The 15,702-nt window shown below is 30.6% G+C and carries 15 protein-coding genes and 1 other RNA gene; 6 read left to right on the forward strand and 10 right to left on the reverse strand.

Annotated elements, in window-relative coordinates; all coding sequences use genetic code 11:
• The first annotated feature begins 62 nt into the window (after window positions 1-62).
• Window positions 63-459, forward strand: a transfer-messenger RNA (tmRNA) gene (gene ssrA, locus ACM55F_RS02710).
• Window positions 460-924: 465 nt separating this feature from the next.
• Here the strand turns inward: ssrA and ACM55F_RS02715 are convergent.
• The 5 genes from ACM55F_RS02715 to ACM55F_RS02735 form a co-directional block, all read right to left on the reverse strand.
• Complete coding sequence (locus tag ACM55F_RS02715; RefSeq protein ID WP_416852167.1) at window positions 925-1,848, reverse strand: HipA domain-containing protein; 924 nt, start codon at window positions 1,846-1,848, stop codon at window positions 925-927.
• A complete protein-coding gene (locus ACM55F_RS02720; RefSeq protein WP_416852168.1) occupies window positions 1,841-2,155 on the reverse strand; it encodes a HipA N-terminal domain-containing protein in 315 nt (104 codons plus the stop codon). The genes ACM55F_RS02715 and ACM55F_RS02720 overlap by 8 nt, the downstream gene beginning before the upstream one ends.
• A gap of 2 nt (window positions 2,156-2,157) precedes the next feature.
• The gene (locus tag ACM55F_RS02725; RefSeq protein ID WP_416852169.1) at window positions 2,158-2,367 is read right to left on the reverse strand and encodes a helix-turn-helix domain-containing protein; all 210 of its coding nucleotides are present in this window, start codon (window positions 2,365-2,367) and stop codon (window positions 2,158-2,160) included.
• A gap of 1,229 nt (window positions 2,368-3,596) precedes the next feature.
• Entirely contained in the window at window positions 3,597-5,606 is a 2,010-nt protein-coding gene (locus ACM55F_RS02730) for an ATP-binding protein (RefSeq protein ID WP_416852170.1), read from the reverse strand.
• 137 nt (window positions 5,607-5,743) lie between these two features.
• Window positions 5,744-5,983 carry a hypothetical protein gene (locus ACM55F_RS02735; RefSeq protein WP_416852171.1) on the reverse strand — a complete coding sequence of 80 codons (240 nt, stop codon included), beginning with the start codon at window positions 5,981-5,983 and terminating at the stop codon, window positions 5,744-5,746.
• A 112-nt stretch (window positions 5,984-6,095) separates the two neighbouring features.
• On the opposite strand from ACM55F_RS02735, the gene ACM55F_RS02740 reads away from it, so the two are divergent.
• Together ACM55F_RS02740 and ACM55F_RS02745 are read left to right on the forward strand one after the other, a co-directional pair.
• Entirely contained in the window at window positions 6,096-6,770 is a 675-nt protein-coding gene (locus ACM55F_RS02740; protein ID WP_416852172.1) for a response regulator, read from the forward strand.
• 231 nt (window positions 6,771-7,001) lie between these two features.
• A complete protein-coding gene (locus ACM55F_RS02745; RefSeq protein WP_416852173.1) occupies window positions 7,002-7,178 on the forward strand; it encodes a histone H1 in 177 nt (58 codons plus the stop codon).
• 200 nt (window positions 7,179-7,378) lie between these two features.
• Here the strand turns inward: ACM55F_RS02745 and ACM55F_RS02750 are convergent, their stop codons facing one another.
• Window positions 7,379-8,545, reverse strand: coding sequence for an acyl-CoA dehydrogenase family protein (locus tag ACM55F_RS02750; protein WP_416852174.1), 1,167 nt, complete (start codon window positions 8,543-8,545; stop codon window positions 7,379-7,381).
• 282 nt (window positions 8,546-8,827) lie between these two features.
• On the opposite strand from ACM55F_RS02750, the gene ACM55F_RS02755 reads away from it, so the two are divergent.
• From ACM55F_RS02755 to ACM55F_RS02765, 3 genes are all read left to right on the forward strand, one after another.
• Window positions 8,828-10,864, forward strand: coding sequence for a TonB-dependent receptor family protein (locus ACM55F_RS02755; protein WP_416852175.1), 2,037 nt, complete (start codon window positions 8,828-8,830; stop codon window positions 10,862-10,864).
• Between the two features lie 178 nt (window positions 10,865-11,042).
• Window positions 11,043-11,477: a DUF6526 family protein gene (locus ACM55F_RS02760; protein WP_416852176.1), complete on the forward strand. Its 435-nt coding sequence runs from the start codon at window positions 11,043-11,045 to the stop codon at window positions 11,475-11,477.
• A gap of 102 nt (window positions 11,478-11,579) precedes the next feature.
• Window positions 11,580-12,149 (forward strand): pentapeptide repeat-containing protein, encoded by a 570-nt coding sequence (locus ACM55F_RS02765; RefSeq protein WP_416852177.1) that lies wholly within the window; start codon window positions 11,580-11,582, stop codon window positions 12,147-12,149.
• On the opposite strand, the gene ACM55F_RS02770 is transcribed toward ACM55F_RS02765, so the two are convergent.
• Genes ACM55F_RS02770 through ACM55F_RS02785 form a run of 4 tightly spaced genes read right to left on the reverse strand, consistent with a single transcriptional unit; the run spans window position 12,150 to window position 15,518 of the window.
• Entirely contained in the window at window positions 12,150-12,647 is a 498-nt protein-coding gene (locus ACM55F_RS02770) for a GNAT family N-acetyltransferase (RefSeq protein ID WP_416852178.1), read from the reverse strand.
• Between the two features lie 19 nt (window positions 12,648-12,666).
• Window positions 12,667-14,463 (reverse strand): ATP-binding protein, encoded by a 1,797-nt coding sequence (locus ACM55F_RS02775; RefSeq protein ID WP_416852179.1) that lies wholly within the window; start codon window positions 14,461-14,463, stop codon window positions 12,667-12,669.
• Between the two features lie 11 nt (window positions 14,464-14,474).
• The gene (locus ACM55F_RS02780) at window positions 14,475-14,927 is read right to left on the reverse strand and encodes a response regulator (RefSeq protein WP_416852180.1); all 453 of its coding nucleotides are present in this window, start codon (window positions 14,925-14,927) and stop codon (window positions 14,475-14,477) included.
• Between the two features lie 30 nt (window positions 14,928-14,957).
• On the reverse strand, window positions 14,958-15,518 hold the full coding sequence (locus ACM55F_RS02785; protein WP_416852181.1) for a helix-turn-helix domain-containing protein: 561 nt from the start codon (window positions 15,516-15,518) through the stop codon (window positions 14,958-14,960).
• Window positions 15,519-15,702: the final 184 nt, after the last annotated feature.

Consider the following 15,702-nt stretch of genomic DNA (forward strand, 5'->3'; position numbering starts at 1 on the left):
TCAAGTTTAAAATTGTACATTTGCAAACTCAAAATTCATATTTTGAATTTTGAAATAAAAAAGGGGTCGACTGGTTTTGACAGCAAGTCGAATTGATAAGTAAGCACGTCGAGCATTGAGACCTTGCTCGTAAATATAAGATCTTACACTTTTACACGGCGAAAATAACTACGCTTTAGCTGCATAATCCGAATTATAGTACGATTAAGCCACGTTCCTATCAGATAGGAAAGCTGGATTCTCCTTGAAAGCCTTGGTTTGTGGCGGTCAATTTAGGGGAACCGTAAAAATAAACCTAGATTTCCATAAGCTTCGGGTGGATTTCGAAATTAAGAAGATAAGTATCGTGTGGCTGTTTCTGGCCTAGCACAATATCGAAAACCTAATCAGGAAATAAACGTGTAGAAAGCTTTTTAGTTGCTTGTTTGGACCCGAGTTCGATTCTCGGCGACTCCACTTTAAAAAAATCGTAATAAGCTATAAATTAAGCTTTTACGGTTTTTTTATTTTATGTTTTCCCGATATCTTCCCGGCAAAAGAAATTAAAACTTAGTCACAATAGAATACAATCCTTTATTTTGTTTTTAGCTTGCAAATTCCATTTTTGATATTGGGTAGCATTTCGCAAAAAACGTCATTATATGGCTTCGCAAACCCTTTTTTAATCATTATTTCATTTAATGGAAAAACCGGTCAAATTGACCACCTAATTTTAGGACAAACTTATATTACGAACTATTGACTTTTTTATGTTGTTAGAACTATACATTTATAAAAAAAGGAATTACGGTAAACAAAATAAAAGTCAAGAATAAAATTAAAAAAGCACTTAAATTCAATTGTAACATAAATATTAATATAATAATCATGATCAATAACTTAACAATTTTTAATTTTACGAGAAACCATAAAACAAAATAATTATTAAAATCTCCTAATCCTACTATCCATTAACTTCAAATACTTTTCTTTCATGGCATCTGATAAAAAAGATATCTCTACTAAATGTGTCCATTTAGATAGACTTTTATTCATATCAGATAAAATAGTGTCAATTGTTTTATCATTAAGTCCTAATCTTTCTTTTGCATAATATTCTATCAATTCCGTTGATTTGAAATTGCTTTTTTTACCTTTCAAAGAAAGAGCGAATTCCTCCTGGGGATTTTTAATGGAAATCGAAGAATTTAAAAAATCATAAACTGGAGTCAAAGTTGTTTTTCCAGCTTTTGTAATTACCGAAAAGTTCTTTAAGTGCATATCTTCATTGCCTGTTATGAAACAGAATAAAACTCGTTTAAAAAAATCTGCTTTTGCTATAGCAGGAAAGGTGCAGTACTCATCAATTACTTTGACCAACTTTTCCATTGTATAATCATACTTGGTATCTCTTGAATTTCCTGTTAATTGCGCAAAATCCTCTGTAGCATATTTTTTCCCCTTACTGTACCTGTCAAATCGTTTTATAAAATAAGAAAGACTACCGTCCTTTGAATAAATCAATCCATGAAGAGGCACATCAAGTCCATACACTTTTGCCATCTTCATAGTTACATCTTCATTTTCTGGTAGTTCAGGAAAAATATCATTTTGAGGTTTAATAATATAATTACCAAATTGATCAACAATTTCAAATTGTTGATTCACAACAGAAATAACAGCACTTAATTTTGGTTGCACACCTTGAATAGACAATTTCTTAGCACGATTAACAGCTTCTTGTCTTTGCTCAGCTGCCGTAAATGGCAAGTCATTTAATGCAGTAAGTTTAGGAGCAATCATTCGAAGTCCTTTTTCACTGTATTTTTCAGCACCACATAATTCATACGTTATTGGACATCTATTCATCTTTCCATTCTTTTACAGTTACTGCTCCTACTAGATCATTTCCTGTTACAATAAGTTGTGAGAAATAATCTTTTTTGTCAATTTTAGCAATTTTCAAAAGTCCCTCAAGCATGATACCTTCAGGTAACAATCCTTCAAAGAATGACGGAAATTCAGCAAATGAATATTCTCGGTTAGTTATAGGCATAGTCAATGAAACTGCTTCTCCATCATAATTTTCATCATAAGTAAATTGATAACCTCCAGTAGTATTCTCACTCAATACTCCTGCTCTTTTATCGTGAACAAATATTATTGCTTTTCTCATAATTATTTATTTATTGGGCTTTTAAACTGGATTTCAATGTTCAATACTTTTAGAACAACTAAAAGATTATTCCAGCTAACCGTTCCTTTATTTTTTTCAATATCAAAAAGGGTAGTCTTCCCTACTCCAGCTAGATTAGCCAATTCTAACTGTGTCAGTCCAGCTTGCTTGCGATGCTCTTTTATGAAGAGACCTAAATTAAAATCATTCATTTTTTACCGTTTAAGCAGTAAAAATAAGTAAATATACTTTACAGCACAAGTGTTTTTAAAAAGAAACATTATTTTTTACCGTCATAGCAGTAATTAATACATAAATTATAATAAATTGGCTTAAACAAGAGAAATAAACGTCATTTTACTGTTATGACGGTAATTTAAAAGAATCTATTTTTTGTTGCTACTGCCCTTCAATTCTATAAAATAGAACGCTTCAAATAATCTATAATAATTTTTATCTCCATAAAGTGTTCGACTATTATTAAGATTTCAACTATCAAACTCACACGCCTCCTTTAACCATAACTTATTACCGTTAATAAATCTTAAATTATTAAAAACCGTTAAAATACTTAGTTAAACATTTTTACCTTAAAAAATAATTATCAAAAAAAATAATTAAAATACTAAGGATCAATAAATTAAATCATAATTTTAAACTGTCAAAAAAAGTTAAGATTGGTATTAAGTGTTCGATTGAAATCCCGGCTACTTCGACAAAAGGGAAGGTGTCAAACATCTTCCCTTTTTTAATTACAATAGTAAATAAATTGATTACGATTTTTAAATTTAACAGCTAGACACTATTTCAACCAATATTTGCTTAAAAAAAATCAATAGTCGGCGATGCGATTCAAATTTTATTACTTGAGATATATTTTTTGACTTTTATGTAACTAAGTAAAAAAACGATCAAATTGATCACCACTTTCCAATTGAAATGGAACGCCCAATTTTATGGTAAAATTAAGCACTAAAAACCATTGAATTTTTCATATTGTTAGGACCATACATTCGTTAAAAAAACGGACTATGGTAGACAAGATAACAGACATGGGTAAAATTAGAAAAACAATTAAATCGCAATAATAAACAAGTACTTATGCATTTATAAAAAAAATATTTCTTTATTTGAATTTCTAGATTAAGTTTTGAAGCAATTAAAGAAAATTGAGGTGGTCATTTTGCTCCGAAATCAGGTGGTCTCTTTAAATTGGAAATTGGTACTAATATCCTTGGAATTTGCACTAAGAGAAGCAACAAAAAATGGTCAATACTTATTCGAAATTAGGGAATTGTTTTAAACCAATTTACCCTTATATTTGAAAAAAGGATCCGATTATAAAACTTACACACTTTAAGGAATAGTGTCGAATAAAACGTGAAATATTGTAAATCAATCCTCAGCAAAAACCAACTTCAATTTCACTTTTTTTGAAGAATCAATAGGATAGTGTCTGAAGATTAAATACAATTTCAATTTTTGTTCCTTCTCCAATTTTTGAATCAATTTTAAATTGACCTTTTAAAGAATGTACTCTTTCTTTCATATTGCTTAATCCAATACCGTTATTTTTAATTTTCATATCAAACCCATCTCCGTTATCACTAATGGTCAGGTGTAAAAGATAGTTATCCTTTCTCTGAATTAGTACATCACAATTTTTTGCATTTGCATATTTACTAATATTTAAAATTGCCTCCTGAATTATACGGTATAAATTTATCTTATAAATATTTTCAATAGTTGTCCATTCAAACATTCCATCATTCAAATATTTAAACTTGGTATTAGTATACTCTTTTTGATTTTCTATCAAACTTGACAATAATATATTAAAGTCATTACCCTCAATAAAAGAGCCCCGCTTTAAGTCATGGGCTATCATTCTAATCTCACTCTCAATATTTTGTAGCTCCGAAATATATACTTTCCTTTTTTCAATTGTTTTCTCATCCATGATAGAATTAAAGAAACCTAAATTCATTCGAACACCATAAATTTTATTCATTACTCCATCGTGCAATTCTTTTGCTATTCTGGCCTTCTCATTCTCTTTTGCAATATCTATTTTTTTATTTTGCTCTGTTAATAGTTTGTAAATCTCGTCATTAGCTCTTTGCTGTTTCTTAACAAACTGTAACTCTTTATTTCTATATTTTAAATATCTTAAAACAATTACTACAATAAGTACTAAAACCAACCCAAACGAAAAAATTAAAATATAAAAGTTCTCTTTTGTCAAAATTTTATTTTCATCCTCTATTCTTGAAGTTTCATATTCAATTCTGGCATACTTATTATGAGCATTTTGTTGAACTCGATTAATACTGTCACTTACTTTAATGTATTCATTTGCATAAAAAAAACTATTACTTTTATCTAACTTGGACAGCAATTTTAAGGATGATAAAATTTCATTACTGTTCTTAATTTTAATAGCTAATTGATTTGCTTCTTTTAAACTTTGAACTGATTTTATAGTATCCTTCTGAGTTAAAAAATATTCCCCTATATGTATCTTTTTATACAGAATATCCGACTCAACCCCCATGCTGTCAACAATTCTTAAGGATTCAAAAAACATGGAATCAACATTTCTATAATTCCCGTTTTTCATCTTAGAATAAGCCAAATTACTTAAAACATTAGCATATAATCTGGGTGATTTCTTTTTTAAATCCTCTGAAAGTAAGCTTTGCAATTTTTCAATAGACTTTGAAAACTCCCCTTTTAAATCGTATAAATTGCATATATTAATAACAGAACTGACATTGTAATTATTTATTTCGTCTTTATCTTTACCACTACTTTTCATTTTTTCTAAATCCCGTAGTGCTAAATTATGATACCGTAATGCTTCATCATAATTAACCAATTTTTCCAAACAATTCCCCATTAATGTATTACAAGCATAAATCAAGCGGTAATTGGTAGATTTTTTTAAATACAGTAGTGCTTTAGAAATTTGAACTTCACATTCTACATAATTTCCATCATAAAATAAAACATGGGCTTTATTGAATAACATGCTCCCCATATTATCAAAGTCATGCAGTTTATAATATATTTTTTCTGCCTGTAAATAATAAAAGTAAGCGCTGTCTCTTTTTGAGTTTTGATAACAATCGCCCACATAAAATAAGGCCTTCGGAATTCTGACACTATCGCCAGCCTGCTTTGATAGCTTTAAAGCCTTTAAACTGAAAGATAAAGATTTTTCTAAATTATCAATATTATAATATTCCGTCGCGGCTTTTAAATATACCTCTCTGACAACGGAATCATTTTCTTTGGATTTTAATAAATCACCTAGAGAATCTAAGTATTTCTCTTTTTCATTTTTTTTTAAACCATCTAAATAACTTTTATCAAATATAATAGTTTTGTTTTTTGCAGAGACATCTGAATGCTTCTTTTGGCATGAAAAAAAAAAAGGTATTAGAAGCAAACAGATTGTTTTTGTAAGGGTACTCAAAATGTAATTATTATTTTATAATATCAAATATAGTATTTTGAAACAAAAGCACCATATGATTTACAAATAAATCATATGGCACTTTTGTTTCAATTAATAATAACTTAATACTATCTTGGAGGTTTTGGATTACTTGGATCACCTTCCTCTTCAATTACAGTTGTTTCTAATTTTACTGTAGTGGAATCAATTCTTTTTGCAGTAATTTCTTGGTTTAAAAGAGACTGGGGTGGACTCTTAAAATCAATCGTTTTTACTGCTTGAACTTCATAACTGTCTTCATCGGTCGAACAGGAATAAGTTAGTAAAGCAACGGAAACAAGTCCCGCTATATACAATTTACTTTTCATAAAAATGTAGGTTAAGTTAAACATCATCTATCACAAAAAAACAACTTTGTCTTCTTTAAATATTACGGTATAACCGTAATATTTAATTAATTTTGTGCGAAATTGAACAAAGATGAATAAGCCCCTTATTATTTTGATAGTTGATGATCACCCAATGACAGTTGACAGCTATAGTAACCTTTTATCTAATAACGACTTTCAAAAAAACACACCAAATTTTGTAAAGAGCTATAATTGTCAAGATGCATACAATCAAATATTTTTTCATCTTAAACAAAATACAAATATTGATTTGGCATTATTAGATATTAGCCTTCCTCCTTATAAAGAGTTTAATATTGAAAATGGTATTGATCTGGCTTCGCTAATAAGAAAAAAATTTACAAATTGTAAAATAGTCCTTCTTACAATGCATAGTGAACCTCTTACTGTAGATAAGATTATTAAAGAGATAAACCCAGAAGGTTTTGTTTCTAAAAGTGATATTAACTTTGAATTATTCCCTATTATTTGTAAAAAAATTATGGGTGGAGATACATTCCGAAGTCCTACAATACTAGAATCTCAGAGAGAATTGTTTAAAAGAAATATAAATTGGGATAAACATGATAGTCAGATTCTAATCTTAATTTCACAAGGAGTTAAAACTGTTAACCTTCCCAACTATATACCTCTTTCTATGAGTGCTATAGAAAAAAGAAAAGCAAATATAAAAGGGCAGCTATTAATGGGAAAAGGCAGCGATAGGGATCTAATAAATAAAGCTAAAAAATTAGGATTATTATAAACTTAAAGCAAACATATAATGCAATTATTCGTTATTGATAACCTTGCTGGGTTTCTACTTTATTTATCAAATATTGTGTATATGCTGCAATAAAATTGTCTTAAATCTTTGAATCTTTAATATTTAGCACACCTCAATCACTCATAAAAAATAACAATAATTTTAACAGCAAATTATTCCTACATAATAATCAAACTTCTATTTTTGCATATTAATCTAAAACGTATTATCATGAAAGATTTATTCGCAAAAATCAACGCCGAAATCGAGACATTCAAAACAGAATCTGAATTACACATCGAAAAAGGAAACAAAGCTGCCGGAACAAGAGCACGTAAATCAACTTTAGATCTGGAGAAACTTTTAAAAGAGTTTAGAAAAGTTTCTGTTGAAGAATCAAAAAAATAAATCTTTTTTCAATTATCAGCCCTTTGGATTTCCCAAAGGGCTTTTTTTATTAAGGCGTATTCAGTTGATAGTATTTCCAATCTCTGAAATGAATTCTTGTACAGTTACTTCATATTTGTATAATTAGAATAGGATTTATTCAATAACCTGTATCATTATTTTAGGACGGCACATTAACACAATTAAAACCAGCAAAAAACTTAAAGATCTTTAAGTAATTTACGCGCAATCACTATTTTCATAATTTCATTTGTTCCGGCATAAATGCGTGCTACACGATTATCGGCATACATGCGGGCAATTGGATAATCCCACATATAGCCATAACCCCCAAATAATTGCAAACATTCATCAACGACTTTTCCACACATCTCCGTTGCCGAATATTTAATCATCGAAGCACTTTCTGCAGTTAATTGATCCTTTGATACTAATTCTATACATCGGTCTAAAAAGGTCTGATGGATTTGCAATTGGGTAGCGCATTCCGCCAGTTTAAATCGGGTGTTTTGAAATCCGGAAATAGGTGTACCAAAAGCGGTTCGTTGTGTAGTATAAGCAATGGTGTTTTCGATTGCTCCTTCAGCAGTACCTACCGCCGTAATCCCAACGGATAAACGCTCACGGGCTAATTCCTGCATCATAATTTTAAATCCTGCTTTTTCGTCTCCAAGCCTGTTCTGCTTTGGAACTTTTACATTATCAAAAAATAACTCTGCGGTATCTTGAGATTTCATTCCAATTTTTTTTAGGGGAATTCCTTTATGGAAACCTTCCATTGCCGATTCTAAAATAAGTAAAGTTACACCCTCCTCCGCTATATTATGATTGGTCTTTACAGCCACTATAACCATATCACACATGAAACCATTGGTAATAAAGGTTTTTTGTCCATTCACCAGATAATAATCTCCTTTATCCTCGGCAGTGGTGCGTAGCGCTTTTAAATCACTCCCGCAACTAGGCTCCGTCATTGCGATAGCAGTAATGATATCACCTTTGGCCATTAGCGGCAAATACTTTTGTTTTTGTATTTCAGTTCCATATTTCAATAAATAAGGAGCTACAATATCAGAATGCAACGAAAAGCCGGGACCAGTTATTCCCTTTTTGGCAAACGCTTCAATAAGCAAAGCATTAAATGTAAAATCCAATCCTCCTCCCCCATATAATTCCGGAATATCCAAACACAACAATCCCAATTCTCCCGCTCGTTTCCATATTTCACGGGATACCATTCCATTTTTCTCCCACTCCTCTAAATGATCCATAATATCATTTGAAATGAATTCCTGAATCATTGCCTGCATCATTTTATGCTCTTCGGAGGCATATATCATTCGCTCAATTAATAAGTTTTGTAGCATTTTTATATATTTTTAGTTTGGACAATGGGTAAAGTCTGTAACCAGAAGGTTAGGTAGTACTAGCAATAATTGCTTTCTAAAGTTACATAATTTTCGGGTTCATAAAATAAAATGCTATCAAATTAGCTGATAATTGCGTTTTTCATTTTATATCATATTTATTACATATAGTTCTCTCAGGTTCAAAAGTAAATAGTAAATTTATATTTTTGATTTCTAATAAATATATAATCCTTGTACAAAAGCACCTCTTCCCTTTTCGTCTTTTTTCTATTTTGTATCATGCCAGCTTTTGGTCAAGTACAAAAGGACACGATCACTCTTCCTGAAATTATTCTTCAGGCATCGCCTATTAAAACTTCTATTCAAAATACTGCGGCAGCTGTATCAGTTATTGAGAGGACGGATCTCAACAAAAGTGATGGCGTGATACTCACCTCCGTTTTAAATAAAATTCCGGGGGTTTACATGCAACAAGGATCTTTGAATACCAATAGAATTACGATTCGGGGAATTGGCGCTCGATCACAATATGGAACCAATAAAGTAAAAGCCTATTTCGAAAATATTCCATTGACAAGTGGCGAAGGCGAAACGGTAATTGAAGATATTGATTTGGAATCCATTGGAAGTATTGAAATAATTAAAGGTCCTAATTCCACTAGCTTTGGTTCTGGATTGGGTGGTGTAATACATTTATTTGCAAGAGAAACTCCTTTTCGGGAATCCTTTGGAAAATCAGTAACGACATACGGTAGTTTTGGCTTGGTAAAACAAAGTCTTTCTGCGGGCTATAGCGATGCTAAATCAAATCTGTTTTCTAGCTATACGCATTTGCAAAGTGATGGCTTTAGAGCTAATAGTGCTTACGACAGAAAATCATTTAACGTACACGGGAAACAAAAATTAAACTCCAAAGGAAGTTTATCCTATTTAGGGATTTTCACCCGTCTAAAAGCTTTTATCCCAAGTTCATTAAATGAAAATGATTTTAAAAATCATCCCGAAAAGGCTGCGACTACTTGGGCTGCGGCCAAAGGAAATGAATCCTCTGATAAATTCCTGATGGGAATTGGATACAACTATCAGTTTTCTGAGAAATGGTCAGCCAAAACGAGTGTTTTCACCCATTTAAAAAAGGCAAATGAAGACAGACCTTTTGACATTTTGGAAGAAAAAACAAACTCCTTAGGATTTCGGTCTACGATAAATTACAAAGCCGGTTTATTTTCTCTGCCCTTTGAAGCAAGCCTTGGAACAGAATTCTTATCCGAAAAATATAATTTTTCTCTTTTCAAAAATTTATACTTATCTCAACCCGGCCAGGGAAGTATTACGGGAGCGGAATTCAGTAACATAAAACAGAAACGGAATTACATCAATTATTTTTTACAAATAGAACTACAACTGTCGAAAGAGCTGTTTTTAGAAAGCGGTCTGGCATTGAATACAACCACGTATTCTTTAGAAGATGTTTTTCAACATAATACTGTAAACCAAAAACCACCTTATACTTTTGGAAATGTTTTATCGCCTAGAATTGGGCTTTCGTATAAAGTAGCCGAAGGTAAGAACATCTATTCCTCAATCAGTAAAGGATTCTCAGTGCCTTCAGTTGCCGAAACATTGACTCCTGAAGGGCAAATCAATACCAATTTAAAACCAGAGATTGGATGGAATTATGAATTGGGTTTCAAAGGCAATTGGTTGGCTAATAAATTATATACTGAAATCGCACTTTATAGCACACAAATCACAAACTTATTGGTGGCCAGACGCACAGCCGAAGACCAGTATTTGGGGATTAATGCAGGAGAGAGTTCACATGTTGGAATTGAATATTCTGTAAACTATATGCTTTTAAAAACTTCTAAATGGCAAATTACACCCTATTTTTCAGGAACGATTAACAATTTTAAATTCAAGGATTTTGTGGATGGAAATGCAGATTATTCGGGTAACAGACTAACAGGCGTTCCTAACGTACAATTGAATTTGGGGGTGGATTTGAGTACAGAAAATGGTTTTAGTTTGAATACTTCTTTTAGAAGTGTGGGTGAAATTCCAATGAACGATACAAACTCAAAATATAGTGATGGCTATAAACTGTTGGATATTAAAGCGGCTTATACTTTTAAAATACAAAAATTCCTAAAAGCAGAACTGAGTACTGGAATTAATAATGCAACGAACACCCATTATGCGGCTAGCATTTTACCCAATGCCGTTGGTTTTGGAAATGTACCACCAAGGTATTATTACCCCGGAAATCCTAGAAATTTTTATGGTGGGATTTCTGTTTCCTATGTTTTTTTATAGTCTATTTTCAAAACTCGTAGTTGTTTAAATTCTGAATAGGAATCTTGGCTCATATCATTCCCGAAAAGGATTTATGAAATTCTAAACTTATATAATTTTGGTTTTCTTACAATTAAAAATCCAGTTTCCTTCCAAACAAGTTGTTTTGACTATCTTTAAAAAACTATAAAAGAAAATCATGGAAGCACAATCCTATAAAAATTATATTCGGTATTATCCGCCTCATCATTTTGTTTATTATCCTATTATAATGACATTTCTGGCCCTCAGCGTGTATTTTAGTTGCACCTCCGAAGACAAATTGATTTGGACTTTCATCAGTGCTATTTTTGTTGTTCTGTTTTGTCTGGCTTTCATGTTGCGACAACATTACGCATTGACTTTGCAAAACCGAATTGTACGTTTAGAACTTCGATACCGTTATTTTTCTATTACAGGAAAAAGATTGGAGGATTTTGAACATAAGTTAAATGATGACCAATTATTTGCTTTGCGGTTTGCACCCGATGAAGAACTTCCAGCTCTTACAGAAAAAACTTTGAATGAAAATCTATCCGGATCCGCAGTTAAAAAAGCGATCATTAATTGGAAAGGAGATTATGACAGAGTTTAAAATTTTAAAATAATTATTTCAAATTCTGAATTGTATAGCTATAGAATTTTGTTTCTTTGTTGCGAAGTATCATTGCCTTAAACCTGAATTTAAAACCTATAAATGCCAGAATATTTTCTAGATATTGAATACAACAACATCATTTATAGCGAAGAAGAAGTCAATTTTAAGGAATTTGAGTGTTGTACTTTTACCAATTGTAATTTCTCCCAATGTGTATTTCTGGCGGTCACTTTTATTGACTGTACTTTCAATGATTGTACTTTTAGCAATGCAAAAATAAATTATGTCGCTTTTAGAACCGTGACTTTTAATCGTTGCGAAATTAAAGAAGTGAATTTTTCCATGTGCGATAAATTAATTTTCGAAATTGCTTTTACCGATTGTATTTTGGATTTCTCCAAATTTTATACCTTAAAAATCAAAGGAACATCATTTACCAATTGTAGTTTAATTGCAGTAGATTTTATGGCCACAGATTTGACCGAAGTTATTTTTGAAAATTGCGATTTATACCGTTCTGAATTTGCTAAAGCAATTGCTAATAAAGCAAATTTCAAAACAAGCTACAATTATACCATTGACCCGAAGACAACAAAATTAAAGAAAGCCGTCTTTGCTTTAGAAGGACTTAAAGGACTACTTTACAAACATGATATTATAGTGAAATAATTATAGCTTTTTTTCCATTTTGTAGTCTTCCATCAAGTACCCGTTACCAATCTCAATATTTTCTTCGGCAATGATTTCAAAACCTAATTTTTGATAGAAAGCTAGTGCTTTATTAAAACGATTTACGTTTAAGGAAAGTGATGTCGAATTATTTTCGTTGGCTAATTTTTGTACCGCATCAATTAATAATTTACCAATTCCTTTTCCTTGTGTTTCTGGCAAAATATAAATTTTATGAATTCGGGTTACTGCTTCACTCTTATAATTGTGCTCGATTGCTATAAATGCTAAAACTGAAGTTTCCTCATAGGCAATATAAAATAATTGCTCTTGGTTTTGAATTTGTTTTATTAAAGATTCATCTGAATAAATCAAATCCATCATATAGTTTAATTGTTCTTTTGACAAAATTTCACCATATGTTATCGGCCACGTTTTATTGGCAATCTCTTGAATTGTATTTATATCAGCTATTGAAGCTTCTTTTAATGTAATCATTGTAATTTATGTATTGAAATTAAAGCAAATTTCCTTTTGGAATAAAAATATAGAATTTAGCCCCTACTCTAGGTTCCCCTTTTACTTTTATGAAACCTTTGTGGTTCTCTACAATTCTATTGCAAATAGCCAGACCAAGTCCAGTCCCTGAGTATTTAGGATCGGTTTCCAAACGTTTAAACAAAAGAAATATATTTTCGGCATATTCCTGTTTGAAACCAATTCCGTTATCTTCAATAGCAATTTTATAATAATCGGCTGCATTCGCTATCTTATAATCTACTACTTCTTTTTCAGTAATCTCTTTAGATGCGATACTTATTTGAGGTGGTACATCGTCTTTACTGTATTTAAGAGAATTCGAAATTAAGTTTATAAAAAGCTGTTTCATCTGAAACGGTATTACTTTGATCGTTGGCAAATTTCCAATTTCAACGGTTGCTTTTTTGTCTTCAATATTAGTGGATAAATCTTGAAGCGTTTCATCTAATACCTTATTTAAATCCGTTTCTACAAAAACCTTATCGCCTTTTATTGTTCTGGAATAATCGACTAAATCTATTAATAAAGTTTGCATTCTGTTGGCTGCTATACGGATTTTAGAAAAATATTCTTTTCCTTGCTGGGTTAACAAATCCAATTCCTTTTCTTCTAATCTGGAAATAAACATTTGAATCTTACGCAGCGGTTCCTGCAAATCATGACTTACTATATTGTTAAAAGCTTCGAGTTCTTTATTGATATATTTAAGCTCTTTATTATTTTCCTCTAATTCAAGTGTTTTTTTGTATTGGTTTGTTATATCACAATTCACACCTATTTTAATTAAATTTCCATTTCCATCATTAGTAAAACTTCCTACACCCAAAATGTATTTCACATCTCCTATCGGAGTTAAAAACCTAAATATCATGGAAGTGGACTGATGGTTTATCAAAGAATCTTTATGCACTTTTGTCACATAATCTAAATCATCCGGATGAATGAATTTAATTGTATTTTTTATGTTGGGTTCAAATGCATTGGGTTCAACCCCCATTAGACGGAACAAATTATCTGAAAAAGTATAGGTATTAGTTTCCAGATTAACCATCCAATGTCCAAAACCAGCAGTCATTTCAGCGGTATTATACGACTCATTAAGCAATTTTAATTTGTCATTTGCTTTTTTGAGCTCTTCAATATCCACATTCATTTTATTGAATGATAACAACAATATTAAAAGAGAAATTATAACCAATAAAAAGGCGGTTATAATGGATTCCCGTAATTCAAATTGATGATTGTCATTTTGAAATTTTGTTTTTGCACTTTCAGAAAAAATTATTTTAGTGACAAAAGATTTCATCCTATCTGTAACCTCACTACTTTCCAGTAGCTTAGCATTTAAGTATAAAGGTCCTGAATTTTTACTTTTAGCAATAATTAATGTTTGTCGGAACAGCTTAAATCTGTAATCAATAATTTTTTTAAGTCCGTCAATATCCTTATTTCTGACTGGATTATTTGAAGTTAACTTCTTTAATTTATTTAAGTTTTCTTCAATTTTACCTCTGCTCAAAAACCGGTCTTCTATATACGATTCATCTTTTGTAATGATATAGCTTCGCAAACCGGTTTCATAAATACTGATTACCGATAAAAGTTTTTCGAGTTCAATTTGAGTCTCATTAGAGTTTGCAATTAACTCAACTGTTGAATCGAGTTTCTTCATTTGAGAATAAAATACAGAGGCTATATAACAAATCACAACAATTGCAATAGCTAAAGCTATTTTAAACACTTGAGAGTTCTTATATAGTCTAAGAATTTTCATTTATTTCCTAATTATATGCTAAAGAAAAAGGTCTCTATATTTAAGCCAGAGGTATGAAATTGCCAATTCATATTTACAACTTCTTTAATTACTTTTTTCAACATAGAAAAATCGTTTGGCTTTTTGATGTAAATATTAGCACCTTCTATAAATGTATCTTCAATATCTTTTTCTGATGAAGAGGTAGAATATATAGCAATGGAAACATCTTTGAAACGAGTATTCGCTCTTATTTCTTTTAGACAATCGATTCCGGTTTTTCCTGGCATGTTTAAATCAAGGAATAAAACATGAGGCAACTTAATATCAGGATGAATGAGATAATCCATTAGATCCTTACCATCTTTAAACAGAGTCAATTTGTTATTCATTTTAAGCTCCTGTATAGCTTCACTAAAAAAAGTGCGATCATCTTCGTCATCGTCAGCTAAAAGAATATGCATTGAATCTTGATGTGTAATCATAAAATATTGGGGTTGTTTTTCTAATTTTATTTATTCATTATTAGCTAACTGCCTTCTTTTATCAACTATTCTTTTAAACATAGAAGGCGTTAATCCCGTTACTTTTTTAAATTGTGTGGATAGATAAGCTACACTACTATAATTTAGCTCATGAGAAATTTCAGTTAAAGTGAGTTCCTCTTCAATTATCATTTTTTTTGCTCTTTCAATCTTTTGAATAATTATAAAATTCTCAATTGATGTATGCGTGTACTCCGAAAAAACATTTGTAATGTATCCATATCGAAAGTTTAATTTATCTGATAGGTATTGTGAAATTGTTACATTAGGAAATTTATCTTTCTCATAGACAATTTCAATAATTGCATCTTTAATTTTTTGAATTAATTGCCCTTTTGGGTTATCAATAATATTAATTCCATATTTCTTTAAACTATCTTGCAGCGCTGTAAAGCTGTCTTCTGAAACATCATCACCGATTTCAATTTGTCCTAAATCCAAAAGTTGATATTTAATATCCATATTTTCTAATTGATCTTGCAATATCGCCCTGCAAGCAATATTTCCATCATAATTAAAATTGAGCTTCATAGCTATAAACAATCGTTAAAGTTAAAAGTAAACGCTAAAAGTAAATCAAAAATTATTAATCCTTAACAAATAATTTAATTTAAATGTTAAACATTGGTTTCTTTAAAAAATAAAAAATATAAAAAGCTGATTATTAGCGCTCATAAATAAATTAGGTGTATTTCAAATAAAAATAAAAGATATC

Source organism: Flavobacterium melibiosi (genome assembly GCF_048158545.1).
In the GTDB taxonomy this organism is placed as follows: domain Bacteria; phylum Bacteroidota; class Bacteroidia; order Flavobacteriales; family Flavobacteriaceae; genus Flavobacterium; species Flavobacterium melibiosi.

Bases quoted from the DNA above. Each gene is read 5' to 3' on its own strand.
- ACM55F_RS02715 (WP_416852167.1), bottom strand. From the start codon at position 1,848: ATGAATAGATGTCCAATAACGTATGAATTATGTGGTGCTGAAAAATAC.
- ACM55F_RS02720 (WP_416852168.1), bottom strand. From the start codon at position 2,155: ATGAGAAAAGCAATAATATTTGTTCACGATAAAAGAGCAGGAGTATTG.
- ACM55F_RS02725 (WP_416852169.1), bottom strand. From the start codon at position 2,367: ATGAATGATTTTAATTTAGGTCTCTTCATAAAAGAGCATCGCAAGCAA.
- ACM55F_RS02735 (WP_416852171.1), bottom strand. From the start codon at position 5,983: ATGAAAAGTAAATTGTATATAGCGGGACTTGTTTCCGTTGCTTTACTA.
- ACM55F_RS02740 (WP_416852172.1), top strand. From the start codon at position 6,096: ATGAATAAGCCCCTTATTATTTTGATAGTTGATGATCACCCAATGACA.
- ACM55F_RS02745 (WP_416852173.1), top strand. From the start codon at position 7,002: ATGAAAGATTTATTCGCAAAAATCAACGCCGAAATCGAGACATTCAAA.
- ACM55F_RS02750 (WP_416852174.1), bottom strand. From the start codon at position 8,545: ATGCTACAAAACTTATTAATTGAGCGAATGATATATGCCTCCGAAGAG.
- ACM55F_RS02755 (WP_416852175.1), top strand. From the start codon at position 8,828: ATGCCAGCTTTTGGTCAAGTACAAAAGGACACGATCACTCTTCCTGAA.
- ACM55F_RS02760 (WP_416852176.1), top strand. From the start codon at position 11,043: ATGGAAGCACAATCCTATAAAAATTATATTCGGTATTATCCGCCTCAT.
- ACM55F_RS02765 (WP_416852177.1), top strand. From the start codon at position 11,580: ATGCCAGAATATTTTCTAGATATTGAATACAACAACATCATTTATAGC.
- ACM55F_RS02770 (WP_416852178.1), bottom strand. From the start codon at position 12,647: ATGATTACATTAAAAGAAGCTTCAATAGCTGATATAAATACAATTCAA.
- ACM55F_RS02775 (WP_416852179.1), bottom strand. From the start codon at position 14,463: ATGAAAATTCTTAGACTATATAAGAACTCTCAAGTGTTTAAAATAGCT.
- ACM55F_RS02780 (WP_416852180.1), bottom strand. From the start codon at position 14,927: ATGATTACACATCAAGATTCAATGCATATTCTTTTAGCTGACGATGAC.
- ACM55F_RS02785 (WP_416852181.1), bottom strand. From the start codon at position 15,518: ATGAAGCTCAATTTTAATTATGATGGAAATATTGCTTGCAGGGCGATA.